This window comes from Paenibacillus sp. 1SOY10, assembly GCF_056836745.1.
This window is the reverse complement of record NZ_JBXENK010000001.1, coordinates 485,638-511,718: the sequence shown is the minus strand read 5'-3', so window position 1 is coordinate 511,718 and position 26,081 is coordinate 485,638. Positions and strand designations below refer to the sequence as shown.

The following is a 26,081-nucleotide window of genomic DNA, read 5'->3' as shown; positions in this document are numbered from 1 at the left end:
AGATCCATTGTACAATATCCAGATCGGTACTTATGTATTAAATGGACAACTGATTTCATACTTGATTTTTGGGGCTTCAGGTTGGTTGATGTTACGTTATCATCTTCGAAATATGGTGGAGTGGAGGATGTATTTATCAATTTTATCCAATGCGTTTTGGTTATGGATCATTGTTTGGAAGCTAGGATTCCTGATCCTCCATCCAGCCGAAGTCATTCAACGCCCCATGGCTCTTCTCTATTTTGATGGTGGAGAGCGTGGAGAGTGGATAGCAAGCATGGTAGCTGCATCTTATGTTTGGATAAAAACTAAAAAGTTAAAAAGCTCCATCGTATCATGGGCTGATATTTTAACAAAATATCTACTCGCAGGATGGTCGGCTTATCAACTTACCTTATTTATCATTGGCGGAGATCCAGCGTGGTTTCATGCGTTAAGTGCCATAATATCGGTGGCTCTTCTTTCGCTATCTTCTTTAAGAGTAATAAATTCTAATAAGAGGTTGGTTTACGTAGTCTGGTTCTCCATTGGACATGTCTTGCTGGGATTTTACATTCCTGATCGAACAGTCCTATGGCTGTCTTTTAGTAGCCAACAGTTGTTTTTTTTGCTTATTTCCACTGCTTTAATCGGATGGGGTTGGTTAAAAGAAATAAGGTCAAGAGGAGAGTTTCATGGATAACATTTCAATTTTTGCAGCTTTGGTAGCGGGTATATTATCTTTTTTATCTCCATGTGTTTTTCCACTCATCCCCGCGTACGTATCCCATCTCACCGGTTCATCCATCCAGGATGGTAAGCTAGTTGTACATCGAGGGAAGCTAATGGTTCTGTCCGTGTTTTTTATTGTTGGTTTCAGTCTTGTGTTCATTGCCATGGGTGCATCTGCAACTTTCATCGGCCGCTTTTTTGCAGAAAAACATGATTTAGTTCAAAAAATCAGCGGCATTTTAATTATTGCTTTTGGCCTTCAAATGGCCGGGATATTAAATATCAGGTGGTTATCGCAAGGGAAATCCTGGGATATAGGATCAAGAAGAAGTCATGGAGTAATTCGCTCGCTTCTTACTGGTGTAGCATTTGGTGCCGGTTGGAGTCCTTGTATTGGACTGGCATTATCTTCGATTCTGCTTCTGGCGGGATCTGCTGATACGGTGTGGAACGGAATTGGTCTACTAACGGTGTATTCGCTAGGCATGGGCTTGCCGTTTTTGTTGATATCATGGTTGTTAACCAACTCCCTCAAGCTGATGAAGAAAATGAATAGATGGATCCCTACTTTATCCAAACTGAATGGGTGGCTTCTTATCGGACTAGGATTTTTGTTGTTCACCGGACAATTACAGAAAATTAGCGCTTGGCTAGCGCAATACACCTTTTGGGAGATTACTATTTAGCGAGAGGAGATCCATTCGATGAAAAAAAATATTTTTGCTGTACTCATTTTAATCGGGCTGATTGGCTATGGCATATACGATTATTTGAAAGAATCACCTTCAGAAGCCACTCAAATAACGGTTTTGGATTCGGAAGTAGAAGTGGGCATACAAAAGGGGCAACTGGCACCGGATTTTACCCTTGTAGACTTACAGGGGAAGCTGGTCAAGCTATCTGATTATAAGGGAAAGAAGGTACTGCTCAATTTCTGGGCGACTTGGTGTCCACCATGTCGAGTGGAAATGCCCTATATGCAACAAATCTATGATGATTATCAATCGAAAGATGTAGTGATTCTTGGAGTGAATTTGACATATACAGAGGATCATCCTGATGATGTGGCGGTTTTTTTGAATGAAGAACCGTTTACATTTCCTATCGTTTTAGATGAGGATGGAGAGGCCATGATGGAATATCAGGTCTTTGCCTATCCTACGACCTATTTACTGGATTCCAACGGAGTGATACAGGAAAAAATTGTGGGAGCGATGAACTATGAGACCATGGAGAAATATATTTCCAAAGTAGAATAGGAGGGAGAGAAAATGAGAAAAAGAGTACAAAAAATTCTCTTGTTCACTCTAAGCGCTTGCTCTTTAGGGAGAACCATGGGAACTGTATTAAGAGAAGTGAAAGCGCAACAAGAAGACATCGAGTTAGAAGTGATATTTATCGATGTGCAGATCGAGATGACAAATCGGAATCGTGTGAAGAAAAATCCGACCACTCTGTTTGTGAGTGCTGCGGGAGAGGAACTTTATCGTTTGGAAGGGTTTCATGAAACCGAAGAAATTCTATTTCAGTTAGAAAGCTGCAAGAAGCAAGAAGGAGACTTAGTAGAGACTTATGAGGAGAATCAAGCCATTCAAGAACGTTACACCGTGTATCTGTATCAAGGGAAACAATTGGTACCCGTTGAAATCTGGCATGAAAACCGGACAGGAATTCTCTCGCCGAGAATTAATGCTATACAGGGGCTGCTTCAAGCTTATAAGGAGGGCTATTCAAACCCGTTTCCTAAAGCTTCTGAACTTGTACTAGTTCAGTTTAATGGAGATTTGGGGAGGGTCACGATCAAGATTCAAGGGGAAGTAACACAAGAAGGGGAAATTGAAAAAATGAAACAGTCCTTAAAGATGACGCTGTCTCATTTTGATATTCTTGATATTATACTTATTCTAGGCGATTAATAGAATCAATAAATTTAAGGGGAAAAACCATGACAGAAAATACAGCAGTGAGAAATAGGAGCATTGTCGAGGCGATAGGATATGTTGAATCGCCAGAGAAGCAGCGCAAATTATACAAAAAAACGATGATAGTAGTAATTACTTCCCAAATTTTTGGCGGAGCAGGACTGGCAGCGGGCATTACGGTTGGAGCCCTGCTTGCCCAGGATATGCTTGGGACTGAAGGTTATGCCGGAGCTCCTTCAGCATTATTTACATTAGGGTCTGCTGGTGCAGCGCTAATGGTTGGCCAACTTTCTCAGCGATTTGGGCGCCGGGTTGGGTTAACGTTTGGATTTCTTGTTGGGAGCCTAGGGGCCATAGGAGTAGTGCTTGCAGCTATTTTAAATAACATTCTTTTGCTTTTTCTTTCGCTATTGATCTATGGAGCTGGTACGGCCACAAACTTACAGGCCCGATATGCGGGTACAGATTTGGCATTACCATCACAACGTGCAAAAGCTGTTAGTATGGCTATGGTTTTCACCACATTCGGAGCAGTAGCTGGACCCAATCTCGTGGATGTTACTGGACAAATTGCGACTTCCCTCGGTGCTCCAGCATTGTCGGGGCCATTTATGTTGGGAGCAGTAGCATATATTCTAGCTGGACTGGTTCTCTTTACCTTCTTGCGTCCTGATCCATTTATCATATCCAAGGCAATTGCGAAAGAGCAACGAAAAATGGACGCTCATAACGGTAATCAAAGTGGTACAGATCAATCAGTTAGTTATAGCAATAAGGTTAATAAACCCGGTCTCATCGTCGGTGCTACGGTAATGGTATTGACCCAAATCGTGATGATTTCAATTATGACGATGACTCCCGTTCATATGACACATCATGGTCACGAGTTAGGCGTTGTAGGAATGGTTATCGGCATTCATGTTGCAGCTATGTATCTTCCCTCGCTTGTAACTGGTATTTTAGTGGATAAATATGGTCGTACGCCTATAGCTTATGCATCAGGTGTTACGCTCTTACTAGCGGGTTTACTTGCTGCATTTGCTCCTGCTGACTCAACATTTTTCCTGGTTTTGGCACTTGCGCTCCTTGGATTAGGCTGGAATTTTGGTTTGATTAGTGGAACGGCAGCAATTATTGATGCAACGCCCTTACATGTTCGAGCAAAGACACAAGGGACAGTGGATGTACTGATTGCTTTAGCTGGAGCCTCTGGAGGCGCATTGTCGGGAATAATTGTAGCCCAATCGAGTTTTTCTGTACTTTCATTGGTCGGTGGAATTCTGTCATTGCTACTTATTCCAGTCATTCTGTGGTCCCAAATAAGGCAGAAAGAATAAATCTATATTAATATGATGGGCTCGAAATGCATTTGTATTTCGAGCTTGTGGTTTATAGAGAAACCTGCTGATAGCCTGATTACCTGATTATGTTTTAAAAAATGAATTAATTATTTCTTGAAAATTAAGTGGTAGGCTTATATAACCTATATAACTGCAATCTATTAAGCACTAATTCATCAACAAATTTAAATCATTTACGTTCTATTTTTACCCAATAGGCCCCCCTGCCTCAACCAGCCAAAGTTGGCATTCATAAAACAAGGATAACAGTCTACTAGCGTCCATTAAAGCATAAAAAAGGTGACAACGGACAGAACGACCGAGGTGATTAACATAGCAATCAGTGGTCTTAAGGCCCTTGAACGTAGGTCCCGCAAATTTACATTCAATCCTAAACCGACCATCGCAGTCGATAGAATGAAGGTGGTCAGCGTAGAGATGCCGTCCATTACGCTCTGGGAAACGGGGATAGACCTTCCGAGACAATAGCTACCAAACAGGCTCATTAGGACAAATCCGATTAAGAACCAAGGGAATTCGACCTTTGTGCCGCTGTCATCTGGATTTTTCCGTTTCATCCAGAAGATTAAAATAAAGCATAAAGGGATCAGCAGCAGTACCCGGCCAAGCTTGGCCAGCAATCCAATCGCCAGCGCGTCTTCACCGGCGGGAGCTCCTGCTAGAGCAACATGAGCGATCTCGTGGAGGCTGATTCCGCTCCATATGCCATATTGGAGGGAGGATAGTGGCAGAATTGGGCGGAGAACCGTGTAAGCTATAGAAAAGACAGTACCTACCAGCGCAATAATACCTACTCCGACTGCGGTATCCTCATCGTTGGCTTTCAGGATTGGAGATACCGAGGCAATGGCAGCAGCACCGCAGACACCGGTACCTACTCCGAGAAGCAGGGACAAGGACGGTTCAGCCTTGAAAAGCTTGCCAATCCAAACCGTCGCTAGTATGGCGAAAGCTATAACGGCTGCATCCTTTAACAGCAAATTTAGCCCTTGATGTAAAACAGTGTCAATGTTTAGCTTCAATCCAAATAGAATGATGGCGAAGCGAAGCAGACGCTTTGAGGAGAATTGAATCCCGGCACGCAATGCCTCCGGATAGCCGAATAGTTGTCGATAAACGACGGCGAGTACAATTGCGCAGGCCAGCGGGCCAATATGGTCAAACCCGGGAGCCTGTGACAATACCAGACCGACTGTGGCCATAGCGGCGGTGAACAGTATGCCTACCAGCCATAGAATCGCTGTGGATCGGGGGTGCTTATCTGGATTAGGCAGGCTCTTTTTTGTGCTTTTTTCCATAGTTATTGATTGTGTCTTCATGTCATCACCTCAGGTTGAATTCGCATATTCATTTTACTCCCTGATTAATGGATAAGAAAAATAATAATATATAATAGAAGTCATAAGTATTATCATATGAACAATACGCTAGTTTTTAATTAATATAAAAAAGGGCGGGGATGAGAGTGACCCAAGGGATGGATCCGTATCTGGAAATATTTATTAAGGTTGTAGAAAAGAGAAGCTTTACAAAGGCCGCGGAGGAGCTACATATGACGCAGCCTGCGGTCAGTCAGCATATCAGGACACTGGAGCAGTCTCTGGGGGTTAGACTACTAGAACGAAGCAATAAATACGTACGAATGAATAAAGCTGGGGAGATCGTATTTCACCATGCAAAGGAAATCCTTGCGCTTTATGCAAGAATGCAGTATTTGGTGGAGGATCTGTCTAATCATGCCAGCGGACCGTTGACGATTGGCGCAAGCTATACTTTTGGAGAATATATTTTGCCACATGTGGTTGCTCGACTAAAGGAAGCTCACCCGCAAATCAGCCCCACTATCATTATTCATAACACGAAGGAAATCACCGAGCTTGTGCTAGCCAGCCAATTAGATATTGGTATTGTTGAGGGGGCGTTTAGCGGTCATCGGGTGTATTCGGAGGTTGTTTCGGAGGACCATATGGTTATCGTAGCTTCACCACGGCACCCATTACTAAGAACACCTAAGGAACTGCAGCCTTCAAAACTGGTAAAGGAGACCTGGATTTTACGTGAGGAAGGTTCCGGTACACGGCAAGCAGCAGAACACTTTTTTATAAGGCATGGCATTGTACCGCAGGCGGTCATGGAGTTTGGCAGCACACAGGTAATCAAGGAGTCGGTTGAGGCTGGGCTAGGAATCAGCTTACTATCTAAATGGACGATTGCCAAAGAACTGGCCGGAGGACATATTGGAGTACTCCGCGTAAAAGGATTGCCGTTTAAGCGGAATTTCTCGATTCTAACCAGCTCGTCTTACCAGACCAAGGCGCTTGAGATATTTATCGAAACATTAAAGCGATATTTAAAGCAGACGCAAGACAGGACTTGACGTAAAATGATCATCAAGAATCACGGTTTATTGCAGAGGCTCCTTCTACTCAGTTGCCTTGGAGGCAGCAGAATACATGCAGGAGAGGAGCTTCATAGCTTACTGCATTGTTGAGAGGCATGATTCCGAGATGATTGGGTAAACAGGGGATTGACAGCTGCTGGCTCTATAGGAGTTGGCAGAAGCAACAGCATGCACGCAGGAGTAGAATCAAGAGAAGGAGGCTCGGGGCATGATTGAGATTGATTGCTTGGGAGAGGTTTGTCCTGTGCCAGTAATGATGCTTCGGAAGCATCAGCGGGCTATTCATTGCGGTGAGAAGGTACTACTGGTTACCGATCATAGCTGTGCGAGAACTTCGATAGCAGAATACTGTCGGCAGGCTGGCCTGCATTGCTTGGCCCAGGAAGTGATTAACGGTGTATGGGAAATTCTTATTGAGGCGTGATCTTGGATTCTGAGCGTTAGCACAGTGTATCAACCAGCGTTTGTTCAATATATTGAATCAGTTGAAGCAGATCTTTGCTGCTTCGTGGAGGCTGCTGCTTCTTCACCATATGAATATCGTTATATACGTGAAAATTATGAATACGAATGGGCTTGAGCTGTTTATTATACAGCTCTTTTTTTATAGACATATAGGGAAGGAAAGCTGCGCCATGCCCTCTAGCTGCGGCAAGCTTCACGGCCTCGATGGAATCGAGACTGTACACGAAGCTGAGCATAGGCGAGCTCGTCAGAGCTTGAGCCAGCGAGTCCTGTACGCAACTAAGCTGCGGTGATCCGATCAAAGGATAACGCACAAGCTCCTCGACATGAATCTCAAGAGGGGCAGGCTTCGAGCCACCGGAGACGAGGATGACCTCATCGGAGAATACCTTATGTGACACAAGCCCACTGCTGACGGACGGTCCAGAAATAAAGCCAATCTCTGCTTCCTCCAGCAAAATATGCTCCTCGATAAGCGGACTGATTGCTTCATTCAGTGAGATGTCGCAATAAGGAAAACGATTTTTGGTTTCATATAAAGTACATGGTAGCGCATAATTGCATACCTCCGGAATGGCATAGATGGACAACTGCTGCTGTCTCGGCTTGATATGCCCGATCTCAGTAACCATATCCTCATATAGTTTGCAGATTTGTGCAGCATATCTCTGTGCGATTTCGCCTGCCTCCGTAAGCTGCGCTCCTTTGTTGCTTCTCTGTAAAAGCTCGACACCCAGCGCAGTCTCCCAGGACTTTAATTGCTGACTAAGCGCAGATTGCGTAATATGCGATTTCTGAGCTGCCTTGGAAATGCTATGGAGCCTGGAAATATCAAGAAATAATTTAAGCGTTTCCAGATTCACTGTGATTCCCTCCTTTAAGGCTATCTATCTAAACTTGATCATAACCTCTCTTCAACCAGACTGCTATAAGAAAAACTTATGTAGCATCATAAAAGGCAATAACTACAGCTTTAAAAATCATGTTACTATTTTCACATAATCATATTACTTCTAACTCTGGAGGTGTTCAAGTATGGAGCAAACGGGCAGTCTTCAAGCGAAGTCCACTCGTGTCCGGGCGCCAAGAAAGCCGAAGAAAAGCCAACTGCCTATCGGTCTTGTAGCTACAGCTATTGTGATTGGCTTCGGCTTTTACCTGAATCAGTACAACAGTAAGATGGTGATCTATCTGCTGTTCGGTCTGGCCTTTGGCGTGGTACTGCAGCGGGCGAGGTTCTGTTTCACCGCATCTATGCGCGATCCATGGATTACGGGCAGCACATCGATTACTCGAGCTGTACTAGTTGCCTGTTCCCTTGCGACAATTGGTTTTGCCGGGATTAAATACGCTGCCTTTGCTTCTGGGGGCGAGATTCCGGGAATGGGTAACGTTGGCCAGATCAGTCTGGCGCTAGCATTGGGAGCCGTTTTGTTTGGCATCGGCATGGTTATTGCCGGGGGCTGCGCCTCGGGAACGCTGATGCGTGTAGGTGAGGGGTTCACCATGCAGATGATTTCGCTGGTCTTTTTTGTAATTGGGTCTCTCTGGGGAGCGCATGATATGGGCTGGTGGCGCGCAGCAGTGATCAAGGATGCTCCGGCGGTATTTTTACCTGATGTGTTTGGCTGGCTGGGTGCGTTACTGGTGCAATTTCTTATTATTGTGTTGCTGTACATCGCTTCTGTCAAATGGCAGCAGAAGAAAATGGGAAGTATCGAGTAAGCACGTAGTGGATAAAACGAACAGTGTTTATTCAGTTTTAAGTGAAAAAAATCACAAACAAATCATAAGAAAAGGTGGTTGTTAAAATGATGGAGTATACGTTGGATTGCATGGGTGAGGCATGTCCGGTGCCTTTGATGAGAACAGAGAAGAAGATGGAAGAACTGAAGGTAGGTGATGTGCTGGTCGTATCGATCGATCACAGCTGCGCCATGAAGAATGTGCCGGAGTGGGCTAGAAAGCAAGGCCATAATGTGGAGATTGAAGAAATTGATGACGGCGAATGGGAAGTTGTAATTGAGAAGACGAAGTAGCCTCCTTAGAGGGGATGAAGATGGGAGGAATGAACAAGTGAATGCATTTTGGTTAAAGATATCCTCTAATCGTTTCTATAAGCAATTGCTGAAGGAGCCGCTTACTTATGTGACTGGTGCGGTGCTGCTGGCGGTGCTTTCAATTGCCCATCTGGCGGTATTTTCCAATGGATGGGGAGTCACCAGCACGTTTGCGGACTGGGGGGCTTGGACATATCAGCTATTTGGCGGGGATGTGAGTCAGTGGGCGTATTTCAGTTCGGAGAAATCCCAGCACAAGCTGGCAGCTGGCTTCTTGAACGATGGCGGCTCGGTCCGCAATCTTGGTATTATTCTAGGAGCTCTGCTCGCCACCCTGTACGCCTCGGAGTTCAAGATCAAGAAAATTCGCTCAGGCAAGCAGGTGTTTGCCGCAGTGCTTGGTGGACTATTGATGGGTTATGGAGCAAGACTGGCGAATGGCTGTAATATCGGAGCGCTGTTTACCGCTATATCTTCGCTGTCACTGTCCGGCTGGGTTTTCTGGCTGTTCTTGCTGGTAGGAGCTTTTATTGGCAGTAAATTGCTGGCTAAATTTTTTATGTAGAACAGAGGGGAGCTTAAGAGGTGGAGAAACGTACGGAACGCTATGATGTCGTAATTATTGGCGGCGGAGCAGCCGGATTAACGGCAGGTATTTATTGCGGACGCGCCAAACTGAAGACGCTGCTTCTGGAGAAAACGTTGGTGGGCGGGCTAGCTACCTACACGAATGAAATTGAGAATTATCCCGGATTCCCTGATGGGGCGACCGGAACGGAGCTGATGGGCCTGTTCCAAAAGCAAGCCAAGCGGTTCGGCGTTGATTTTAAGATGACCGATGTCAAGGCAGTTTCCCTAGTGGGGGAGGTTAAGGTCGTTGAAACCTTTCGCATCCGCTATGAGTGTAAGGCAGTCATTATTGCCAGTGGAGGAAAGCCGCGGCTGACAGGGGCAAGGAACGAGGAGCGCTTCCTGTACGACCAGGGAATCTCTTTCTGTGCGACCTGCGATGCGGCTGCGAATACCGGTAAGACGATTATGGTTATTGGCAGCGGGGATGCCGCTATCGAGGAAGGTATGTTCCTGACGAAGTTTGCAGACAAGGTGCTTGTCTCAGTCATGCATGACGAAGGCAAAATGGATTGCCATGAAATAGCGAGAAATCAGGCGCTGGACAATCCCAAGATGGAATTTCTGTGGAATACAGTCGTCGACTCCTTCGAGGGAGATGAACGGTTAGAGACTGTGGTACTCAACAATCTGAAAACCGGAGAGAAGCAGCAGGTCGAGGTAGATACTTGCTTCCTGTTCATTGGTTATCTTCCTAATACGGAGATTTTCAGGGATAAGGTCGAGCTTAATCCAGCCGGCTATGTCCGCGTGAATGAGAAGATGGAGACGAATGTGCCTGGTGTATTTGGTGCTGGTGATGTGTGTGACAAGTTGCTGAAGCAGGTGGCTACAGCGGTGGGTGATGGAGCTATAGCAGGCTATGGCGCGGAGAAATATATATCGGAGAGCGAAATTTACGAGAATCAGATTTTGAATCACAGCCAGCCCTCGCTGGTCTATGTGTGGAATGCTGCCGAGCCGAAATGCCGTGAGCTACTCCCGATGATCGAGCGGTTCGAACAAGCGCATGGGGGGCAAGTGAGAGTCACTAAGGTCGACGTCTACAAGTCGCCCGGCCTGGCCTGCCGATTGGGGATAGAAAGAGTGCCTGCTGTGGTCTGGCTCAATGACGCTCACATCCAGCAGGTGATTACGGAGGATATCGATGAAGAGAGACTGGAGCTCTTTCTGACTTAGAGTAGTTTTAAATCGTTATTAAAAATGAGGAAAATCGTACAAATCCGTTTTGCAAAATCAAGTCGGATTTCTTGTGCGATTTTTTCGTTATTCCAAGCCATCAAGGTTTGACTTTGAATCCGAAATCGAGTAGTTTGATTTTATACCCCTATGGGTATATTTAGATTATTTTGTAAGGAGGGTATGTTATGAAATGGGTGCTGTTGGCAGCCATCGTAATAGGTATTTACGAGCTTCGGAATTGGTGGCCGGTGAAGGGGCTCAAGTATATAGATTCGTCTAGCCTGGACAAAATGATAGTGGACCAGTTCAAATGGATAGATGTTCGAGATTTCCCGGATTATCAAAAGGGGCATCCGGAGAATGCTATCCATATTTTTGTGGGCAGGTTGCCATTTGTGTGGTCAAGCTACTTGCAACCGAACGATCAGGTTGTCTTGATCGGACGAAATCGGAGAATGATTCGTAAAGCGGCCAGAATTTTGAAGAAACAGGGGATACAGCCGCCTATGTTTGCCTGCGTCTGCCAGTCGAAGGCCGAACTTTCATCAGGCAGTTACAGAAGCTGTTGCCAGACGAACTAAGATGTTGGAGAGGAGCCTTGAAATGATTTACGATCAGCATATACGAGGACGGTTGAACAGGGTAGAAGGGCAAATTCGAGGTGTTCTCAAGATGATGGAGGAAGAAAGATGCTGTAAGGAAGTTGTCGGTCAATTGTCTGCCGTGCGCAGCGCTATTGACAAGACTATGGCATTGGTGGTGGCGGTGAACCTAGAGCAATGTATTAAGAATGAGCAAAGTACCGGTGGAGATACTGGAAAAGTAGTGCAAGAAGCGGTAGAGCTTCTGGTCAAAAGCAGGTGAGACAGAAAGATTTTGGGAGAAGGCCCAGTGCAATATATTTCTAATACACGAACGGTAGAAGAAATGCTATTCAGGACAGTAGCGCTAGGACATATCCCTCACTTGACTCCCAAAGCTATCCTAACTATCAGTTGACGTGAAGCGAGGCTAAATGAGTTCATTTATTGTAGAATTGGTCCCCAATTTCTCCGAAACATCTGTGTTATACTGTTTATCATTTCTTTGTATCAGTCTCAAGTCAAACTGGTTTTACTTCTTTTTGCTCAGTTGACTGCTAAATGGATCTTCGTATTTTTTACATTCAACTTGTTTATCGCTTGATCATGGCCTCTTGCTCACGTATAAACTTCCTTACGGTTGTTTCGTTTAACCCCACTGTACTTACATAGTAGACTTCTGCCCAAAACTTCCGATTCCGTATTTGTACTTTAATTGGGCGTGTTTTGAAGATCATCAATGAACTTTTCCCCTTCAGATAATCCATGAATGACGAGACCGAAATCTTTGGGGGGATCGCCTCTCTGTTTAAAGTATGCACGGGCTTCCTTCCGCGGTTTTTATGAATTAATCCTTGTGCTCCTCCCTCAGCGGTGTATTTCTTTTTTAGTCGAATGATTTGTCGCTCTGTTAGTCCTAGGGCTGTTGCTCCTTCTCTGTTTGTCATATGTCCATCTAGGACCATCTCCACCACAACTACCTTCTTTAATGCTGCTCTTGTCAATGTTAATGTCTCCTGTCCCATAGTGACATTATCTCAGAACAGTTATAGGGTGACATTATCACAGAAGAACAACACATCAAAATTCTTAGGACTGGACATGGAATAAACAATTAAGTATACTATTCGGGTAACACAGCTTCATAACCTCCAAGGGGAGTCGGAATAGGCCGACCGAGAGTGTATCCCTAAGATACTTACCCTTTGACCTGATCTGGATAATGCCAGCGTAGGAATCGGAGAACAGCGACAGCCCTTACGGTTGTTTGTCGTTCTCTTTTTTTCTGCAAGCGCCCAGACCAGAGGGCGTTTTTTTGTTGTGCATGGAGCATGAGTTTACGTAAAAATGTTTGGACAAGAAGCGGTGATGACCACAGCTTCATAACCTCCAAGGGGAGTCGGAATAGGCCGATCGAGAGTGTATCCCTAAGATACTTACCCTTTGACCTGATCTGGATAATGCCAGCGTAGGAATCGGAGAGCAGCGACAACCCTTACGGTTGTTTGTCGTTCTCTTTTTTTCTGCAAGCGCCCAGACCAGAGGGCGTTTTTTTGTTGTGCATGGAGCATGAGTTTACGTAAAAATGTATGGACAAGAAACGGTGATGACCACAGCTTCATAACCTCCAAGGGGAGTCGGAATAGGCCGACCGAGAGTGTATCCCTAAGATACTTACCCTTTGACCTGATCTGGATAATGCCAGCGTAGGAATCGGAGAACAGCGACAACCCTCATGGTTGTTTGTCGTTCTCTTTTTTCTGCAAGCGCCCAGATTATTGGGCGTTTTTTTATTGTAATCATCAGGTCTGTTATAACGGTTTTCCAGCTACAAAAATATAAAGCAGGAGAATTGACCGTACTACCATCGGTCGAAGAAATTGGGAGGAGAGATGAAGATGAAATGGTACAAAATGATGTATCTGTTTCTTTTGAGCATTAGCATTCTGACTGTTAGTGCTTGTGGAGACAAGGGGAATCCATCAAATACTGGGAAAGGAACGAAGTTGCGTGATGTAAAGGTGGTACTGGACTGGACGCCTAACACAAATCATACCGGTCTATATGTGGCAGTTAATCAGGGGTTTTATGAGGCAGAGGGGCTTAATGTAGAAATTATACAACCAAGCATTGCTGATTCTACGCCAATGGTGGCTGCTAACGAGGCTCCTTTTGGTGTTACTTTTCAAGAAAGTGTAACTCAAGCACGTACACAGAACGTACCGGTCGTATCCATTGCGGCGGTAATCCAACATAACACCTCAGGATTCGCTGCTCCCACAGATCGAAACATAAAATCTCCAAAGGATTTTGAAGGTAAATCTTATGGGTCTTGGGGTTCCAAGACAGAGGCAGCAGTAATGGAGTCGATTATGGAAGGGGAGGGTGCTGATATTTCCAAAGTGAAAAATATCAACATAGGCAGTACCGACTTTTTTACTGCTGTAAAACGTGACATTGACTTTTCCATGATATTTTATGGATGGATTGGTATCCAGGCCGAGTTGCGCAATGAACCTATAGATATGCTCTATTCAAAGGATTACTCGAAGGCCTTGGACTATTATACCCCTGTACTTATTAGCAATGAGACAACCATTCAGAATGATCCCGATTTAGTCAGGTCCTTCATGAGAGCCACAACCGAAGGGTATTTATATACGATTGAGCATCCGGAAGAAGCAGCCAATATGCTACTCAAAGCAGTTCCTGAATTGGATGAAGAGTTAGTTATCGCCAGTCAAAAATGGCTCAGTCCACGCTTCCAGGATGATGCTCCACGTTGGGGAGAACAGAAGCAAGAGGTTTGGCAAGATTATGCCGATTGGATGTACAATAAACAGCTACTCGATAATCCAATTGATGTTTCCAAAGCTTATACGAATGAATTTTTACCTGAATAATACAAAATTTAGTTAGGAGTGGTTAACAGATATGGCTAGCACTTTACTTAGCATCCAGGTAATTCCCAGCACAAGCAAAGGTGAACATCCCTATACGTATGTGGATCATGCAATTCATGTTATTCAGCAGTCAGGTGTGAAATATGAAGTTAATTCTCTTGAAACGACGATGGAGGGTGAACTGGATGAATTGCTTCAGGTTGTTTCAAAGATTCACTGCAAGCTAGTGGAGGAGGGAAGTCCAAGTATCATTTCCCAAATTAAAATTGCCCACAGTCCTGACGGATTTAGTATAGATAGCCTTACGGAGAAATATCGTTCGTGAACCACTACTGGAAAAGTGTGTGGCCGCCCCTCGTGGCGGCTCTTCTCTTTCTTGCTATTTGGCAAGGGGCGATATCCTTGTTCCACATTGAGAAGTGGATGCTTCCTTCTCCAACAGATATTGCTAAGGAGGCATTACTTGGAGCAGATCGGCTTGGCCTACATACTTGGGCAACGGTCAAGTTGACATTGATGGGCTTCGTAATTGGAACTATCGTTGGACTTCTTGTGGCTATACTTCTGCACCCTATTCCCTTTGTGAAATCTGGATTGTACCCTTTACTTATATTAACTCAAAATATACCAACCATTGCGCTTGCACCACTTCTAATGATTTGGTTTGGCTTTGGGCTTACCCCCAAGTTAATTACTATTGTCCTGGTTTGTTTTTTCCCTGTTGCCGTTGCCGCGATGGATGGCCTAATGCGTACGGATGGTGTCATGATGAATTACATGCGTATGGCCGGAGCCTCACGTAAACAAATTTTTTGGAAACTGGAAGTGCCCTATGCACTTCCAGTCATATTTTCAGGTGTGAAGATTGCGGCTACGTACAGTGTTATGGGGGCTGTGATTGCAGAGTGGCTGGGTTCGGACAAAGGTATCGGGTATTACATGATGATACAGAAATCTACTTTTCGAACAGATCGGATGTTTGTCGCAATCCTGATTGTTGTAGGGATGAGCTTGCTCTTATTTTTTCTGATTGTTTTATTTGAAAAGTTGCTTGTTCGCTGGCATTCAGAAAAGCGATAATTCTATGTCCAATTGAAGGGGTGAGCATTATAAATAAGTCATCTTCCTTACTGTCGGAAAATAGCTTGGACCATTCGGCTGTTAAGTTTCAGCCAGCATTAAAGGTTCAAAATGTACAAGTATCTTTTGATGATCGACGTCAAAGCCTACCGGTGATACAAAATATATCCCTAACTGTAGAACGAGGAGAATTTGTAGCTATTATTGGTCCCTCGGGTTGTGGAAAAAGCACATTATTTCATATCATTGGGGGACTATTGCAACAGCAGCAGGGAGATATATGGATAAATGGGGAGAATGTGACTGGCCAACGGGGCAAGATCAGCTATATGCCCCAATATCCGGCTCTCTTCCCCTGGCGTACCGTTGAAGAGAATGTACTACTTGCAGGAGAAGTAGCGACAGCCGCTTCGGCTAAACCAAGAAAACAAGCAATGGAGGAAACGCGCGAGTGGCTAAATAGCGTGGGGCTTAGTGGATTTGAAAAAGCATATCCGCACATGTTGTCCGGTGGAATGCAGCAGCGTGTTTCCTTTCTGCGTGCTTTACTCAGTCCCCAGGATTTGATGTTGCTTGATGAGCCATTTAGTTCACTGGATGCAATAACTTGGAGAGAGATGCAGAATTGGCTTCTTCATATTTGGGAGCAAACCCGTCGGTCCGTACTACTAATTACACATAATATTGAGGAGGCTCTATTACTTGCTGATCGAATTTATGTATTATCTGATCGTCCGTCTACCGTTTTGCACGAGGTGACAGTTCCATTTGAGCGTTCACGTCATGAGTCTATTGTAGATTTGCCTGCTTTTCTTGAAAGCAAACGTCAAATTACTGACTGGATAAAACCTCAGCCACGTATCGATTTTTCTAGTTAACTTTGATCTAATTATTTACGTATTCAGGAGGGTACATTTATGTCATTTATGGAAGAGACGATTGATCGGGCTAAACCAATATGGGATGCCTGTGTAGAGACACCTTTTTTGCAGGAGTTGAAGGCAGGAACACTCCCAATGGAGAAATTCAAGCGATTTATTGTTCAAGATAGTATTTACCTGAAGCATAATGCTCGTATTTACGGAAACGCGATTTATCAGTCCACCTCATTGCAAGATATTAAAGTTTACTATTCTATGCTTAGCTTTATTAATGAAACAGAAACGTCTGTCCGACTCAGTTATTTGAAGGAATTTGATTTAACAGATGATGACATTCACCATATTAATCCCTTAATAGAAAATCAAAATTGTATCGATTTTATTCTGGAAATTGCAAAAGAGGGCAATGTAAATAAAATGCTAATGGCAGTTATGCCTTGCTTGCTAAGCTATAGTTACATTTTTAGAAAATTAGTCTCTCAAACAGGATTACAGGAAAGTAAGTATTCGAACTTTATTGCTGATTACATTGATGAAAGCTACGCTAATGATTGTGTGTCCTGGTGTGACTTCGTAAACCAGAAATGCAATGCTTTACCAGCGTATGAAAAAGCAGAGTTAGCTCATATTTTTGAAAAGCAAAGCTTATTAGAATTAGAGTTTTGGCACATGGCCTACAGATAACTCACTAAATAAGTAGGGATATTTAGAAGTTGCAAACCGGAGTTTCTTGCACGTGTTATCGTCCATGGAGGTCCACGTTCTCTCCGCTGAAACAATCTAGTACCGCAGACAGATAGAGCTTGCCGTCTAAACAAGGCTGGTTGTTATATCTATTTGTAACAGTCACAGCAGAATACTCTGCACATGGTAATTGCTGTTGTCTTCATAATCTCCGATAAGTAAATCGAGGATAAATGAGTTGCTTTAATGAAAATTTGGTCCCCAGTTGGTCCCCAACTCATCAAAAGTGCTTGTGTTATATTGTTTATTGTTGATCTGTATCAGTCTCAAAACCCTTATATAATAAAGGGGGGGATACTGTAACAATAAAAAAAGCGGGCATCCCTTACGGGACGCCCATCATGGGAGAGGAGAAACCGGACGAAGAGCTTATGGGGAAACGTAAGTCTTCTCCGCGGTTGTCTACGACATTTGGTGATGTCGATAATCCAAGTTTGTCCCGGTGTTTGCATTTTATACCTCATGTCTCCAAAAATTCGATATGATGTTTTTCGTTTTTCATTCCGGGGTGGATTGTGGTACGATATCGACAGGAATTTCAGGTAAATAAAGGTGTGTGAGTAGAGCAATGAGAGTGATTTCGGGCAGCGCCCGAGGCAGAGCGCTGAAGGCAGTCCCTGGTATGGGGACTAGGCCCACGACCGACAAGGTCAAGGAAGCGATTTTCAGTATGATTGGCCCTTATTTTGATGGAGGAGCAGCGCTGGACTTGTTTGCCGGAACGGGTGGACTTGGCATTGAAGCGTTGAGCCGGGGCATGGACAAAGCGGTATTTATTGATAAGGATGCGAAAAGCTTGGAGACGGTTCGTCATAACTTGCAAGTGACCGGTCTGGGGGATCAGGCGGAGGTCTATAAGAACGATGCCGAGCGGGCGCTTAAAGCCCTTGCCAAACGTGAAATATTGTTTGATCTCATCTTCCTGGACCCTCCTTATCGCTTGAAGCATGGGGATGCATTGATGATGCAGATGGACGAGCTAAAGCTGCTGTCTCCGCAGGCGACAGTGGTGCTGGAGTATGAGTCGGACTATGTGTACCCGGCTAGCTTTGGCCCCTTCTTACAGACACGTAAGGCGGAGTATGGGGAGACGACAGTATCCATTTATGCATATGATCCGGAAGCATTCCCCGTTCAAGATGACGAGCAAGGAGGACAAGCAACATGAATGAACAACCAAAGCTGCGAGTGGCGGTATATCCGGGGAGCTTCGATCCCGTTACGAAAGGACATATGGATATTATTCAGCGGGCTTCCAGGCAATTCGATATTTTAGTGGTAGCTGTGCTGAACAATTTGAGTAAAAAGCCCTTATTTACCGTAGAGGAACGTAAAGAGCTATTAAGCCAGGCAACCGCCCATTTGCCGAATGTTGAAGTAGATAGCTTCCGGGACTTGTTGGTCAACTATATGGATTATAAGCAAGGAGATGTCATTGTGCGAGGCATTCGCTCTGTGACGGATTTTGAATACGAACTTCAATTGGCATCGCTTAACCATAAATTGAATAGCAATGTAGAGACGATCTTCATGATGACAAACCCGAAATACTCCTATCTTAGTTCCAGTGTAGTGAAGGAAATTGCCAGCTTCCAAGGAGATGTGAGTGATCTGGTGCCCGCTGAGGTTGAACTGGCGTTGCAGGAGAAATTTGCGAGCAAGCCGGATGAAGATACCGAATAAGTGCCTTAACGTTGGCTGGGTCGCCGCCATAGAAGTGCAATTACGGCAAAACCGAAAGTGAGCAGGGCAAGCATGGATAGTTGCCACTTCATCACCCCGAACGCCAGTTGCCAATCAGGCAGCCAGGAGGCCGGGGCATTACTATCTAAGGATAAAGAACGATTACCGCTAAATGCGGGTACAATTCCTGGCATCCAGTGGATAAATGGCTTCCATAGCAGTAGAGTAAGTACATAGGCATAAATGCCGTGCAGCAGACGGCTGATGAGAAAGGTGCGCTCAGGAATGCCCGCTGGACTTAAGAGGGCACGGACTTGCAAATATGCGCATAATCCGCTCCAGCCCAGCACTACGCCCAGTAAGGCGGCAGCCAAAGCAGGAGCTACGGGGGTCGGAGACAGTTCGGAAAGGGCAAAGGTACCCAGATGAACTTCCAGGCTGCTTTTTACAAGTGAAATGAAAAGAGGCTGGCTTGGCAAAGCAAGAAGAAGGACATGAAGGATTACGGCAAATATAAGCATATAGCCTCCAATAATCATGAGAGTCTGTACTCCGGAGGCCACGGAGTCCCCAAGCAGCTTGCCGAAGCTGCGTCCATCCTCTTGGCGGGCCTGTTCCATGCGCCTAAGGGCAAGACGAAAGAGCGGGGCGCGTTGCTGACCTTGGTGAACCTTACTGTTCTCCAGGCGTTTTGCTTCTGATTGATTGGGCGCTACTTCAAAGCGTTCAGGCCACAACTGATGCAGCGTAATTCCAGCAAGCAGTCCTGCGGCCCAGTGTATAGCCAGCAGGAGCAATCCGTATTCGGGGCGACCGACAAAGCCGGCTCCGACAACTATGACGAGCAGCATAGGACTGCAAAAGTGACTTACCGCCGCGATGCGTTCAGCTTCACGAGTAGACACCTTCCCTTGCTTGTACAGGGTCGCCGCCGCATCGGCTGCTGCCGGAAAACCGGCGGTCATCCCGAGCGCCAGTACCCATCCCGTAGAGCCGGGCAAGCCCAGTAGCCGCCTTGTGAAGGGATCAAGCAGGGTACCTAGCCCATGGGCGAAGCCGCGGGCCAGCAGAATTTTAGAGAGTACCACAAACGGCAATAAGGCGGGAAAGACGATTCGCCACCAAATGGTCAATCCAACTCCGGAGGCCTGAAAGGCTTCGCCTGGAGAATAAACCACGCAAATGACCACTAGTATAGCCAAGAGCCCGGTAACCATCGTGGAGAACGGGCTTTTTGAAAGATTTTGAAGATTTAACATGTACGATTCACCTTCTTAAGTCGTAAGATCCAGGCTGGCGTTAAGCAGCGTGTAGTACATGCTATGCGCAGGTGGCGCAGGAAAGACTAATGGTTTCAGCCAGCCGTAGTCAGTAAGGGGGCAGCAGCATGCGTCAAACAAGATCCGGAGCTATCAAGGCGAGTTTATATATTCTGACAGTGTCGATGTTGATTTATGTTGTCGTCTATATGTCTACGCCGTATATGATTAATCAACCGGGTACGGCAGAGTCAGTGAAGCCGATGGTGAGTATCCAGTCAGGGGATTCCGAGGAGGAAGGGACGTTTATGCTGACAACGGTATCGGTAAGCTATGCCAATCTGTGGATGCTGGCTACGGCCAAGCTTCATCGGCATGCCGAGGTGGTCCGCAAGGAGCCGGATCGCAATGAACGGGAGTATGAAACGCAGCAGCGTTATTTCATGAACAGCTCGCAATCTAGCGCCATTCTGGCTGCTTATAACAAGGCGAACGTGGGCTATAATATCGTGTCGCAATACGTCTTCGTGATTGGCTTGTCCAAAGAGAACAAACCGAAGGGAGACTTTCAATCGGGAGATATTATTCGCGAAGTGGATGGGCAGGAAGTGACTCGCTTTGACCAGCTTGGCAGCTTGTTACAGTCCAAGAAAGCCGGAGACCAAGTGGCTGTGGTGCTGGAGCGAGACGGGAAGCAGATTAAGCAACAAGTTGAGCTGGTACCGATTAAGACCACAGATGGAAGTCAAAGAGCCGGGCTTGGCGTAACGGTTGGTGAACTGCGTAAGGTGCAGCCGACAGACTCTACCAAAGAGGTTACTTTCGTGGATACACGCATTGGTGGGCCGTCAGCAGGCTTGATGTTCACCCTGGAGATTTACAATCAACTCACGGAGGGTGATTTGACCAAAGGACACCGAATTGCGGGAACGGGGACCATTGCTGAAGATGGCACCGTTGGCGAAATTGGAGGCGTGCAATTCAAGATCGTAGCCTCGGAGCGGGAGAAGGCGGAAATATTTTTTGTCCCCGAGGCAAATTATAAAACAGCGAAGGCCAAGGCCGATGAGATTGGTTCAGCTATGAAGCTGGTACCGGTGAAGCATCTGGACGATGCTTTGAATTATTTGGCGTCGTTGCCGGAAAAAGCTTCATAAGCCGTGAGTCTGAATCGGCGGCTGCCGATATTCGCGCAGCAGTTCTTCCATCTGACGCCGAGGCATGGCATTGGCGTAGGCCGCTGCGGCGCGGATATCAAGGTCAAGCTGAGGATGCTCCAGCCCGGCAGCTCTCGTGAGCAGGGGCAGCGTGCCAGAGCGCTTGATTTGCTTCAGCAGCCGCTGTCCGGTGTCGGTAAAGCCGAGCACCCGCAAATAAGCAGGCCCTTGGGCCAGTTGCTCCGGAACTAATGACTCACGTGGATGCTGCATTAAAATATGCAGCAGCATGCGTTGTAGCTTGGTATGGGTGTAGCGTTTGGTCTTGAGTTGTTGCAATAATGCGGCAACAGTGGGCTGTGTAAGCTGGGGCAGCGCTTTTTTGAGGCGATGCTCCAGCCCTTCGGTCACCTCATGCACGGCGCCAAGCTGCTGCGGGGTAGCCAGCAGCAGCTGGTGGAAGAGCGGCGCGGCGAAGCTCTCCCAGGTGACCGGCCCTCGCCCGGCGGCAAATTCACGGGCGAGGATGTCCGCCGTAGCGGGCGGGAGATAGGAGGCGGCGGAGTCGAGACCGCCGTCCGCCAGCAGCCGCCGAACGGCGGTAGCGCTGGCGATATGCGCGTCCTGTGGCGCAATATCGCTGTAGCCTGCGGCCCGGCGCCGTATGGTCACCGGCGCGATGCCGCTCCGAAGCCGCTGCAGCGCGATGAGGTAGTGCAGCCCCAAGCTGTTGTTGGGCTGCTCCAGCAGCGCTCGCGCTGTGGCGGCTTCGTCGCTTGCCGTGCCGTTGCCGGCAAGCGTACGGGCTGCTGCGGCGGCGTAGGCCGCGGGATAGCTCGCCCCGGTGGCGAGCTCCTCGGCGACCGCTGCCTTCAGCGCATCGCTCTCGGCGGCCAGCCGCTTGGCCAGTGGGAGCAGCGCCTCAAGGCTGCCGGCTTCGCTGCCGAAGCACAGATGCGTCGTGACGCCTGTAGCCGCCAGCAGTGAGACTGCGCCGTAGGCGAACCACTCCGCGGGCTGCACGGCATACGCAACCGGTAGCTCGAAGACCACGTCTACGCCCAGACGTAGCGCCATTTCTGTGCGTGCCCATTTATCTACCAGCGCAGGTTCGCCTCGCTGCAGGAAATTACCGCTCATGACGGCGACGATGGCATCTGCACCGGTTAACCGTCTGGCTTCGGCGATATGATGGACATGTCCGTTATGCAGCGGATTGTATTCGACGACCATTCCGACAACGTTCAATGCGTTTCGACTCCTTCGCTTTTCGTTCCATTTTATGAACAACCGCTATAAATATATCATGAAATTGACGAGAAGCAGAAATAAGAGGACCCGTCCTGTTAACGAATTACATGCTTTGTTGTTGACAAAACTTACTTAAAATCGGTATAATAATTTTTGTTTGTTTGGGGTGATGCTGATGTTTATTAATTTACGTCAGGCAATCTCATCCGAAGCTCCGGTGGAGATCCATCAGGCTTTGGATGTAAGCCGTGTCGTTGAAGGTCGCAAGGACATTATCGCAATCAGTCCACTACAGGCTGATCTGCGGGGAGAAGCTCCCGGCGAAGGCGTTGTTCAGGTTAAGGGCACGCTTAAGACGGAGCTGGATATGACCTGTTCTCGTTGTCTTAAGCCTTTGAAACGGGACATTCAAGCGGAGTTTGCAGAAAGCTTCAAGCAAGGCGAACATCCCGAGGTGGACACGCAGGCACAGGAGGAAGACGAAGACTTACACTACGTTCAGGGCGAGAAAGTCGATCTGGTACCGTATGTGGAGGAGACGCTGCTACTGAATCTGCCGTTTGCCGCTGTATGCCAGGAATCCTGCAAGGGACTTTGTCCTCACTGCGGGGCTGATCTGAACGAACAGGAATGCGGCTGCAATAAGGACGTGATTGATCCGCGGCTGGCAGCACTCGGTGATTTCTTCAAAAAGTAAGCAAGTAAACAATGAATATTACAGGTTTAGGTTTGACTTGATAAGGAGGTGGGAACCATGGCAGTACCTCAACGGAGAACGTCCAAGACGCGTCGCGACAAACGCCGCACGCATTTCAAATTGGCTGTGCCGGGCATGGTAAAATGTGAACAATGCGGAGAATTGAAGCTTGCTCACCACGTATGCAAAGTATGCGGAACATACAAATCGAGAGAAATTATCAACCAATAAGCTTGATATCTCGCACTTAAAGTAGCATCTCACTTCGGTGAGATGCTATTTTTTTGCCAGCTTCAGCTTCAGGACTTCATGTAGACGGGCGATTTTGCTTTTCTTTTGCTTCCGGATGATTTATACTAGATTTTAGTACCAGGTTCTAAAGTGATTCTGAACGAAATAGCTGTTAGAATATAATAGAAGCCGGACTGGCCAGGCAGGCTGCCCGGATTTAAATTACATAGACGCAAGACATGAAATCAATAATTTTGATTGTAAACATCTACCGGGAGGGAAGGGATATCCATCGAACGATTGCCGAAGCGGGCGAGACAGCAGCAACTCGTCCAGATGATAGAAGCGAACCCGTTCATTACGGATCAGGAATTAACGCGGCAGCTCAAGGTGAGCATACAAACCATTCGGCTGGATCGAATGGAGCTGGGGATTCCGGAGCTCCGCGAGCGGATGAAGTTGATGGCTGAACGCTCGTATGATCAGGTCCGTTCCTTGCCGTTGCATGAGGTCATCGGGGAGATTGTGGACTTGCAGCTCGACAAGAGCGGAATTTCTATTTTTGAGATTCGTGAAGAACATGTCTTCTCTCGCACGGGCATAGCCCGGGGCCACCATGTGTTTGCCCAGGCCAACTCGCTGGCGGTAGCTGTCATTAATGATGAAGTTGCCTTGACGTTTTCGGCGGATATCCGGTTCGTGCGATCCGTGCACTTGGGTGAGAAATGCATTGCCAAAGCCTACGTCAGGCCGTCTTCCGGCCAGAAGGGCAAAGCCAAGGTCGAGGTATTTACCTACGTGGGTGAAGAGATGGTGTTCCAGGGAAACTTTGTGATCTACCGGTCTACCGGGGAGGAAGGGCAAGAAGGAGGAAGTCAGCATGAGAATCGCGATTGATGCAATGGGGGGCGACCATGCGCCAGGCAGTACGGTTGAAGGCGCGTTGGCAGCAGCCAAGGAATGGACCGACACCGAGATTATTCTGGTTGGCGACGAGCAGGTATTAAAACCCTTGTTGGGAGAGGCTCCCGGCAATTTGCGAGTTCATCATGCCTCCGAGGTTATTGCTGCTGATGATGAGCCGGTCAAGGCGGTGCGGCGCAAGAAGGATGCTTCGATGGTTGTGGCAGGGCGGCTGGTCCGTGAAGGACAGGCGGAGGCCATGATCTCGGCCGGCAACACCGGCGCGCTAATGACGACGGGTCTGCTGGTCGTAGGCCGTCTGGAGGGCATCGAGCGTCCCGCGTTGGCGCCAATGATTCCGACGGTGGATCAGCGTGGTGTGCTGGCACTTGACTTGGGTGCCAACATGGATGCGAGGCCAGAGCATTTGGCCCAGTACGCGCTCATGGGTAGCATCTATCGTCAGAAGGTGCATGGGATATCCACGCCGCGTGTAGGTTTGCTCAATGTGGGCACGGAAGCCATGAAGGGCAATGAGTTGACCAAGGCCGCTTATCCGTTGTTAGAGGCCTTACCGATTGATTTTGTAGGCAATGTGGAGTCACGTGATATTTTAAGCGGGGCTTGCGACGTCATTGTCTGCGACGGCTTCGCCGGGAATATTATGCTGAAGTCGCTGGAGGGAACCGCGGGAACGATGTTCTCCATTTTGAAGCAGGAGTTCTCTAAATCCCTGAAGAATAAACTGGCCGCAGCCGTGTTGATGCCTTCGCTCCGTGGAATCAAGAAGATGATGGACTATAAGGAGCATGGCGGGGCGCCGCTTCTGGGTCTGAATGGATTGGTTGTCAAAGGACATGGTTCCTCGGACGGAGGAGCGATTAAAAATGCGGTTCGCCAGGCCAGATTAGCGTTGCAAAGCCAATTGACGGAGAATATAGCACAGGAAATTAGCAGGAAGTGAGTGACTAAATCAATGAAATTACGTTCGGTAGGAATTATCGGAACCGGTAAATATGTTCCAGAGAAAGTATTGACGAATGCGGATTTAGAGAAAATCGTAGAAACGAACGACGAGTGGATTGTCTCCCGGACGGGAATTAAGGAACGGCATATTGCTGCTCCCGATCAGGCTACATCAGATTTAGCCTACGAGGCAGGGGTTCGTGCCTTGAAGTCGGCCGGCCTTGAAGCAAGTGAGCTTGATTTGATTATTGTGGCAACGATTACGCCGGACTCGGCGTTTCCATCGACGGCATGCATTCTGCAGGATAAGCTGGGTGCCAAAAAAGCTGCCGCATTTGACTTGTCTGCTGCCTGCTCGGGTTTTGTTTACAGCATGGCCGCAGCCAATGGTTTTATTCAAACAGGAATGTACCGTAATGCGCTGGTAATCGGCGCGGATACGTTATCACGAATTACCGATTATACGGACCGTAACACCTGCGTTTTGTTTGGTGATGGCGCTGGCGCTGTCGTGATTGGCGAAGTACCGGAAGGCCGGGGCTTTTTGTCCTTCGATCTTGGTGCAGAGGGTGCTGGCGGTGAATTGCTCAAGATGGAAGCAGGCGGTTCACGGTTGCCAGCCTCGGAAGCTACCGTGGCGGAAGGCAAGCATTTCATTTATATGAATGGCCGCGAAGTGTTCAAGTTTGCAGTGCGAGTGATGGGATCGGCTACCGAAGAAGTGCTTCGCAAGGCTGGAAAGACCAAAGAAGACATCGATTTGTTTGTGCCTCATCAGGCTAATATTCGTATCATTCAATCGGCGATGCAACGCCTGGACTTGCCAGAAGAGAAATGCGTGATTAATGTGGACAAATACGCAAATACTTCTGCCGCTTCGATTCCGCTAGCTCTGGTAGAAGCCGCAGAGGAAGGTCGGATGAAAGCGGGCGACACCCTATTGCTGGTTGGCTTCGGTGGCGGCTTGACCTGGGGAGCTTCCGTACTCGTGTGGTAAGCGAGGCAGATGGAGA

Annotated in this window: 31 protein-coding genes, 1 pseudogene and 3 riboswitches; of the genes and pseudogenes, 26 read left to right on the top strand and 6 right to left on the bottom strand. The window is 47.1% G+C overall.

Annotated elements, in window-relative coordinates; genetic code table 11:
- The first annotated feature begins 7 nt into the window (after positions 1-7).
- Genes AC1VOR_RS02430 through AC1VOR_RS02410 form a run of 5 tightly spaced genes read left to right on the top strand, consistent with a single transcriptional unit; the run spans position 8 to position 3,970 of the window.
- Positions 8-682 (top strand): hypothetical protein, encoded by a 675-nt coding sequence (locus AC1VOR_RS02430; RefSeq protein ID WP_482615643.1) that lies wholly within the window; start codon positions 8-10, stop codon positions 680-682.
- A complete protein-coding gene (locus tag AC1VOR_RS02425; protein WP_482615642.1) occupies positions 675-1,397 on the top strand; it encodes a cytochrome c biogenesis CcdA family protein in 723 nt (240 codons plus the stop codon). Before AC1VOR_RS02430 ends, AC1VOR_RS02425 begins: the two co-directional genes overlap by 8 nt.
- A gap of 18 nt (positions 1,398-1,415) precedes the next feature.
- Positions 1,416-1,970, top strand: a complete 555-nt coding sequence (locus AC1VOR_RS02420) for a TlpA disulfide reductase family protein (protein ID WP_482615641.1) — start codon at positions 1,416-1,418, stop codon at positions 1,968-1,970.
- Positions 1,971-1,982: 12 nt separating this feature from the next.
- A complete protein-coding gene (locus AC1VOR_RS02415) occupies positions 1,983-2,627 on the top strand; it encodes a hypothetical protein (protein WP_482615639.1) in 645 nt (214 codons plus the stop codon).
- A 29-nt stretch (positions 2,628-2,656) separates the two neighbouring features.
- Positions 2,657-3,970, top strand: coding sequence for an MFS transporter (locus AC1VOR_RS02410; RefSeq protein WP_482615638.1), 1,314 nt, complete (start codon positions 2,657-2,659; stop codon positions 3,968-3,970).
- Positions 3,971-4,257: 287 nt separating this feature from the next.
- On the opposite strand, the gene AC1VOR_RS02405 is transcribed toward AC1VOR_RS02410, so the two are convergent.
- Positions 4,258-5,313, bottom strand: coding sequence for a YeiH family protein (locus tag AC1VOR_RS02405; RefSeq protein ID WP_482615636.1), 1,056 nt, complete (start codon positions 5,311-5,313; stop codon positions 4,258-4,260).
- Positions 5,314-5,471: 158 nt separating this feature from the next.
- Between AC1VOR_RS02405 and AC1VOR_RS02400 the strand changes: the two genes are divergently transcribed.
- Together AC1VOR_RS02400 and AC1VOR_RS02395 are read left to right on the top strand one after the other, a co-directional pair.
- Entirely contained in the window at positions 5,472-6,371 is a 900-nt protein-coding gene (locus AC1VOR_RS02400) for a LysR family transcriptional regulator (RefSeq protein ID WP_482616380.1), read from the top strand.
- Between the two features lie 232 nt (positions 6,372-6,603).
- Positions 6,604-6,819 (top strand): sulfurtransferase TusA family protein, encoded by a 216-nt coding sequence (locus AC1VOR_RS02395; RefSeq protein ID WP_482615635.1) that lies wholly within the window; start codon positions 6,604-6,606, stop codon positions 6,817-6,819.
- A 16-nt stretch (positions 6,820-6,835) separates the two neighbouring features.
- Here AC1VOR_RS02395 and AC1VOR_RS02390 read toward each other — a convergent pair whose 3' ends face one another.
- The gene (locus tag AC1VOR_RS02390; RefSeq protein ID WP_482615633.1) at positions 6,836-7,723 is read right to left on the bottom strand and encodes a LysR family transcriptional regulator; all 888 of its coding nucleotides are present in this window, start codon (positions 7,721-7,723) and stop codon (positions 6,836-6,838) included.
- A gap of 172 nt (positions 7,724-7,895) precedes the next feature.
- Here AC1VOR_RS02390 and AC1VOR_RS02385 point away from each other — a divergent pair, with 172 nt between their 5' ends.
- From AC1VOR_RS02385 to AC1VOR_RS02360, 6 genes are all read left to right on the top strand, one after another.
- The gene (locus tag AC1VOR_RS02385; RefSeq protein WP_482615632.1) at positions 7,896-8,585 is read left to right on the top strand and encodes a YeeE/YedE thiosulfate transporter family protein; all 690 of its coding nucleotides are present in this window, start codon (positions 7,896-7,898) and stop codon (positions 8,583-8,585) included.
- Positions 8,586-8,671: 86 nt separating this feature from the next.
- The gene (locus AC1VOR_RS02380; RefSeq protein ID WP_482615630.1) at positions 8,672-8,899 is read left to right on the top strand and encodes a sulfurtransferase TusA family protein; all 228 of its coding nucleotides are present in this window, start codon (positions 8,672-8,674) and stop codon (positions 8,897-8,899) included.
- A 37-nt stretch (positions 8,900-8,936) separates the two neighbouring features.
- Positions 8,937-9,485 (top strand): YeeE/YedE thiosulfate transporter family protein, encoded by a 549-nt coding sequence (locus AC1VOR_RS02375; protein WP_482615628.1) that lies wholly within the window; start codon positions 8,937-8,939, stop codon positions 9,483-9,485.
- 20 nt (positions 9,486-9,505) lie between these two features.
- Positions 9,506-10,729 (top strand): FAD-dependent oxidoreductase, encoded by a 1,224-nt coding sequence (locus tag AC1VOR_RS02370; RefSeq protein WP_482615627.1) that lies wholly within the window; start codon positions 9,506-9,508, stop codon positions 10,727-10,729.
- A gap of 188 nt (positions 10,730-10,917) precedes the next feature.
- Positions 10,918-11,313 (top strand): rhodanese-like domain-containing protein, encoded by a 396-nt coding sequence (locus tag AC1VOR_RS02365; RefSeq protein WP_482615625.1) that lies wholly within the window; start codon positions 10,918-10,920, stop codon positions 11,311-11,313.
- A 22-nt stretch (positions 11,314-11,335) separates the two neighbouring features.
- Positions 11,336-11,596 (top strand): metal-sensitive transcriptional regulator, encoded by a 261-nt coding sequence (locus AC1VOR_RS02360; RefSeq protein ID WP_482615623.1) that lies wholly within the window; start codon positions 11,336-11,338, stop codon positions 11,594-11,596.
- 310 nt (positions 11,597-11,906) lie between these two features.
- Here AC1VOR_RS02360 and AC1VOR_RS02355 read toward each other — a convergent pair whose 3' ends face one another.
- On the bottom strand, positions 11,907-12,080 hold the full coding sequence (locus AC1VOR_RS02355; protein WP_482616379.1) for a transposase: 174 nt from the start codon (positions 12,078-12,080) through the stop codon (positions 11,907-11,909).
- Between the two features lie 33 nt (positions 12,081-12,113).
- Positions 12,114-12,317 (bottom strand): annotated as a pseudogene (locus tag AC1VOR_RS02350) (helix-turn-helix domain-containing protein); the annotation flags it as partial.
- 140 nt (positions 12,318-12,457) lie between these two features.
- Positions 12,458-12,568, top strand: a riboswitch (TPP riboswitch).
- A gap of 127 nt (positions 12,569-12,695) precedes the next feature.
- A riboswitch (TPP riboswitch) is annotated at positions 12,696-12,806 on the top strand.
- A gap of 127 nt (positions 12,807-12,933) precedes the next feature.
- A riboswitch (TPP riboswitch) is annotated at positions 12,934-13,044 on the top strand.
- A gap of 167 nt (positions 13,045-13,211) precedes the next feature.
- On the opposite strand from AC1VOR_RS02350, the gene AC1VOR_RS02345 reads away from it, so the two are divergent.
- The 7 genes from AC1VOR_RS02345 to coaD all read left to right on the top strand — a co-directional run bounded on the left by AC1VOR_RS02345 (position 13,212) and on the right by coaD (position 18,604).
- Positions 13,212-14,216, top strand: a complete 1,005-nt coding sequence (locus tag AC1VOR_RS02345; protein ID WP_482615621.1) for an ABC transporter substrate-binding protein — start codon at positions 13,212-13,214, stop codon at positions 14,214-14,216.
- Between the two features lie 31 nt (positions 14,217-14,247).
- The gene (locus AC1VOR_RS02340) at positions 14,248-14,541 is read left to right on the top strand and encodes a thiamine-binding protein (RefSeq protein WP_482615619.1); all 294 of its coding nucleotides are present in this window, start codon (positions 14,248-14,250) and stop codon (positions 14,539-14,541) included.
- Positions 14,538-15,296 carry an ABC transporter permease gene (locus tag AC1VOR_RS02335; protein WP_482615617.1) on the top strand — a complete coding sequence of 253 codons (759 nt, stop codon included), beginning with the start codon at positions 14,538-14,540 and terminating at the stop codon, positions 15,294-15,296. Before AC1VOR_RS02340 ends, AC1VOR_RS02335 begins: the two co-directional genes overlap by 4 nt.
- Before the next feature lie 65 nt (positions 15,297-15,361).
- Positions 15,362-16,174 (top strand): ABC transporter ATP-binding protein, encoded by an 813-nt coding sequence (locus AC1VOR_RS02330; RefSeq protein WP_482615615.1) that lies wholly within the window; start codon positions 15,362-15,364, stop codon positions 16,172-16,174.
- Between the two features lie 39 nt (positions 16,175-16,213).
- Positions 16,214-16,861 (top strand): thiaminase II/PqqC family protein, encoded by a 648-nt coding sequence (locus AC1VOR_RS02325; protein WP_482615613.1) that lies wholly within the window; start codon positions 16,214-16,216, stop codon positions 16,859-16,861.
- Positions 16,862-17,489: 628 nt separating this feature from the next.
- Positions 17,490-18,089: a 16S rRNA (guanine(966)-N(2))-methyltransferase RsmD gene (rsmD, locus tag AC1VOR_RS02320; RefSeq protein WP_482615612.1), complete on the top strand. Its 600-nt coding sequence runs from the start codon at positions 17,490-17,492 to the stop codon at positions 18,087-18,089.
- Positions 18,086-18,604 (top strand): pantetheine-phosphate adenylyltransferase, encoded by a 519-nt coding sequence (coaD, locus tag AC1VOR_RS02315; RefSeq protein WP_482615610.1) that lies wholly within the window; start codon positions 18,086-18,088, stop codon positions 18,602-18,604. Before rsmD ends, coaD begins: the two co-directional genes overlap by 4 nt.
- Positions 18,605-18,609: 5 nt before the next feature.
- Here the strand turns inward: coaD and AC1VOR_RS02310 are convergent, their stop codons facing one another.
- Positions 18,610-19,863 carry a nucleoside recognition domain-containing protein gene (locus tag AC1VOR_RS02310; protein WP_482615608.1) on the bottom strand — a complete coding sequence of 418 codons (1,254 nt, stop codon included), beginning with the start codon at positions 19,861-19,863 and terminating at the stop codon, positions 18,610-18,612.
- 128 nt (positions 19,864-19,991) lie between these two features.
- On the opposite strand from AC1VOR_RS02310, the gene AC1VOR_RS02305 reads away from it, so the two are divergent.
- On the top strand, positions 19,992-21,020 hold the full coding sequence (locus AC1VOR_RS02305; protein ID WP_482615606.1) for a SepM family pheromone-processing serine protease: 1,029 nt from the start codon (positions 19,992-19,994) through the stop codon (positions 21,018-21,020).
- Here the strand turns inward: AC1VOR_RS02305 and AC1VOR_RS02300 are convergent.
- Positions 21,015-22,268 (bottom strand): nucleotidyltransferase, encoded by a 1,254-nt coding sequence (locus AC1VOR_RS02300; protein ID WP_482615605.1) that lies wholly within the window; start codon positions 22,266-22,268, stop codon positions 21,015-21,017. The genes AC1VOR_RS02305 and AC1VOR_RS02300 overlap by 6 nt on opposite strands.
- A 178-nt stretch (positions 22,269-22,446) precedes the next feature.
- Between AC1VOR_RS02300 and AC1VOR_RS02295 the strand changes: the two genes are divergently transcribed.
- The 5 genes from AC1VOR_RS02295 (at position 22,447) to AC1VOR_RS02275 (ending at position 26,065) form a co-directional block, all read left to right on the top strand.
- Positions 22,447-22,968, top strand: a complete 522-nt coding sequence (locus AC1VOR_RS02295) for a YceD family protein (RefSeq protein ID WP_482615604.1) — start codon at positions 22,447-22,449, stop codon at positions 22,966-22,968.
- Between the two features lie 57 nt (positions 22,969-23,025).
- Positions 23,026-23,199, top strand: coding sequence for a 50S ribosomal protein L32 (gene rpmF, locus AC1VOR_RS02290; protein ID WP_018750828.1), 174 nt, complete (start codon positions 23,026-23,028; stop codon positions 23,197-23,199).
- Positions 23,200-23,499: 300 nt separating this feature from the next.
- The gene (gene fapR / locus AC1VOR_RS02285; protein WP_482615602.1) at positions 23,500-24,096 is read left to right on the top strand and encodes a transcription factor FapR; all 597 of its coding nucleotides are present in this window, start codon (positions 23,500-23,502) and stop codon (positions 24,094-24,096) included.
- On the top strand, positions 24,080-25,066 hold the full coding sequence (gene plsX / locus AC1VOR_RS02280; RefSeq protein WP_482615601.1) for a phosphate acyltransferase PlsX: 987 nt from the start codon (positions 24,080-24,082) through the stop codon (positions 25,064-25,066). The genes fapR and plsX overlap by 17 nt, the downstream gene beginning before the upstream one ends.
- A 12-nt stretch (positions 25,067-25,078) precedes the next feature.
- On the top strand, positions 25,079-26,065 hold the full coding sequence (locus AC1VOR_RS02275; protein ID WP_482615600.1) for a beta-ketoacyl-ACP synthase III: 987 nt from the start codon (positions 25,079-25,081) through the stop codon (positions 26,063-26,065).
- Positions 26,066-26,081: the final 16 nt, after the last annotated feature.

What these genes read in the sequence shown, in the direction of transcription:
- AC1VOR_RS02305 (WP_482615606.1), top strand. Translation starts at nt 19,992, where the DNA reads ATGCGTCAAACAAGATCCGGAGCTATCAAGGCGAGTTTATATATTCTG.
- AC1VOR_RS02325 (WP_482615613.1), top strand. Translation starts at nt 16,214, where the DNA reads ATGTCATTTATGGAAGAGACGATTGATCGGGCTAAACCAATATGGGAT.
- AC1VOR_RS02365 (WP_482615625.1), top strand. Translation starts at nt 10,918, where the DNA reads ATGAAATGGGTGCTGTTGGCAGCCATCGTAATAGGTATTTACGAGCTT.
- AC1VOR_RS02360 (WP_482615623.1), top strand. Translation starts at nt 11,336, where the DNA reads ATGATTTACGATCAGCATATACGAGGACGGTTGAACAGGGTAGAAGGG.
- AC1VOR_RS02415 (WP_482615639.1), top strand. Translation starts at nt 1,983, where the DNA reads ATGAGAAAAAGAGTACAAAAAATTCTCTTGTTCACTCTAAGCGCTTGC.
- AC1VOR_RS02400 (WP_482616380.1), top strand. Translation starts at nt 5,472, where the DNA reads ATGGATCCGTATCTGGAAATATTTATTAAGGTTGTAGAAAAGAGAAGC.
- AC1VOR_RS02420 (WP_482615641.1), top strand. Translation starts at nt 1,416, where the DNA reads ATGAAAAAAAATATTTTTGCTGTACTCATTTTAATCGGGCTGATTGGC.
- AC1VOR_RS02340 (WP_482615619.1), top strand. Translation starts at nt 14,248, where the DNA reads ATGGCTAGCACTTTACTTAGCATCCAGGTAATTCCCAGCACAAGCAAA.
- plsX (WP_482615601.1), top strand. Translation starts at nt 24,080, where the DNA reads ATGAGAATCGCGATTGATGCAATGGGGGGCGACCATGCGCCAGGCAGT.
- AC1VOR_RS02295 (WP_482615604.1), top strand. Translation starts at nt 22,447, where the DNA reads ATGTTTATTAATTTACGTCAGGCAATCTCATCCGAAGCTCCGGTGGAG.
- AC1VOR_RS02385 (WP_482615632.1), top strand. Translation starts at nt 7,896, where the DNA reads ATGGAGCAAACGGGCAGTCTTCAAGCGAAGTCCACTCGTGTCCGGGCG.
- AC1VOR_RS02395 (WP_482615635.1), top strand. Translation starts at nt 6,604, where the DNA reads ATGATTGAGATTGATTGCTTGGGAGAGGTTTGTCCTGTGCCAGTAATG.
- AC1VOR_RS02425 (WP_482615642.1), top strand. Translation starts at nt 675, where the DNA reads ATGGATAACATTTCAATTTTTGCAGCTTTGGTAGCGGGTATATTATCT.
- rsmD (WP_482615612.1), top strand. Translation starts at nt 17,490, where the DNA reads ATGAGAGTGATTTCGGGCAGCGCCCGAGGCAGAGCGCTGAAGGCAGTC.
- AC1VOR_RS02405 (WP_482615636.1), bottom strand. Translation starts at nt 5,313, where the DNA reads ATGAAGACACAATCAATAACTATGGAAAAAAGCACAAAAAAGAGCCTG.
- AC1VOR_RS02355 (WP_482616379.1), bottom strand. Translation starts at nt 12,080, where the DNA reads ATGGATTATCTGAAGGGGAAAAGTTCATTGATGATCTTCAAAACACGC.
- AC1VOR_RS02380 (WP_482615630.1), top strand. Translation starts at nt 8,672, where the DNA reads ATGATGGAGTATACGTTGGATTGCATGGGTGAGGCATGTCCGGTGCCT.
- AC1VOR_RS02410 (WP_482615638.1), top strand. Translation starts at nt 2,657, where the DNA reads ATGACAGAAAATACAGCAGTGAGAAATAGGAGCATTGTCGAGGCGATA.
- AC1VOR_RS02310 (WP_482615608.1), bottom strand. Translation starts at nt 19,863, where the DNA reads ATGTTAAATCTTCAAAATCTTTCAAAAAGCCCGTTCTCCACGATGGTT.
- AC1VOR_RS02275 (WP_482615600.1), top strand. Translation starts at nt 25,079, where the DNA reads ATGAAATTACGTTCGGTAGGAATTATCGGAACCGGTAAATATGTTCCA.
- AC1VOR_RS02345 (WP_482615621.1), top strand. Translation starts at nt 13,212, where the DNA reads ATGAAATGGTACAAAATGATGTATCTGTTTCTTTTGAGCATTAGCATT.
- coaD (WP_482615610.1), top strand. Translation starts at nt 18,086, where the DNA reads ATGAATGAACAACCAAAGCTGCGAGTGGCGGTATATCCGGGGAGCTTC.
- rpmF (WP_018750828.1), top strand. Translation starts at nt 23,026, where the DNA reads ATGGCAGTACCTCAACGGAGAACGTCCAAGACGCGTCGCGACAAACGC.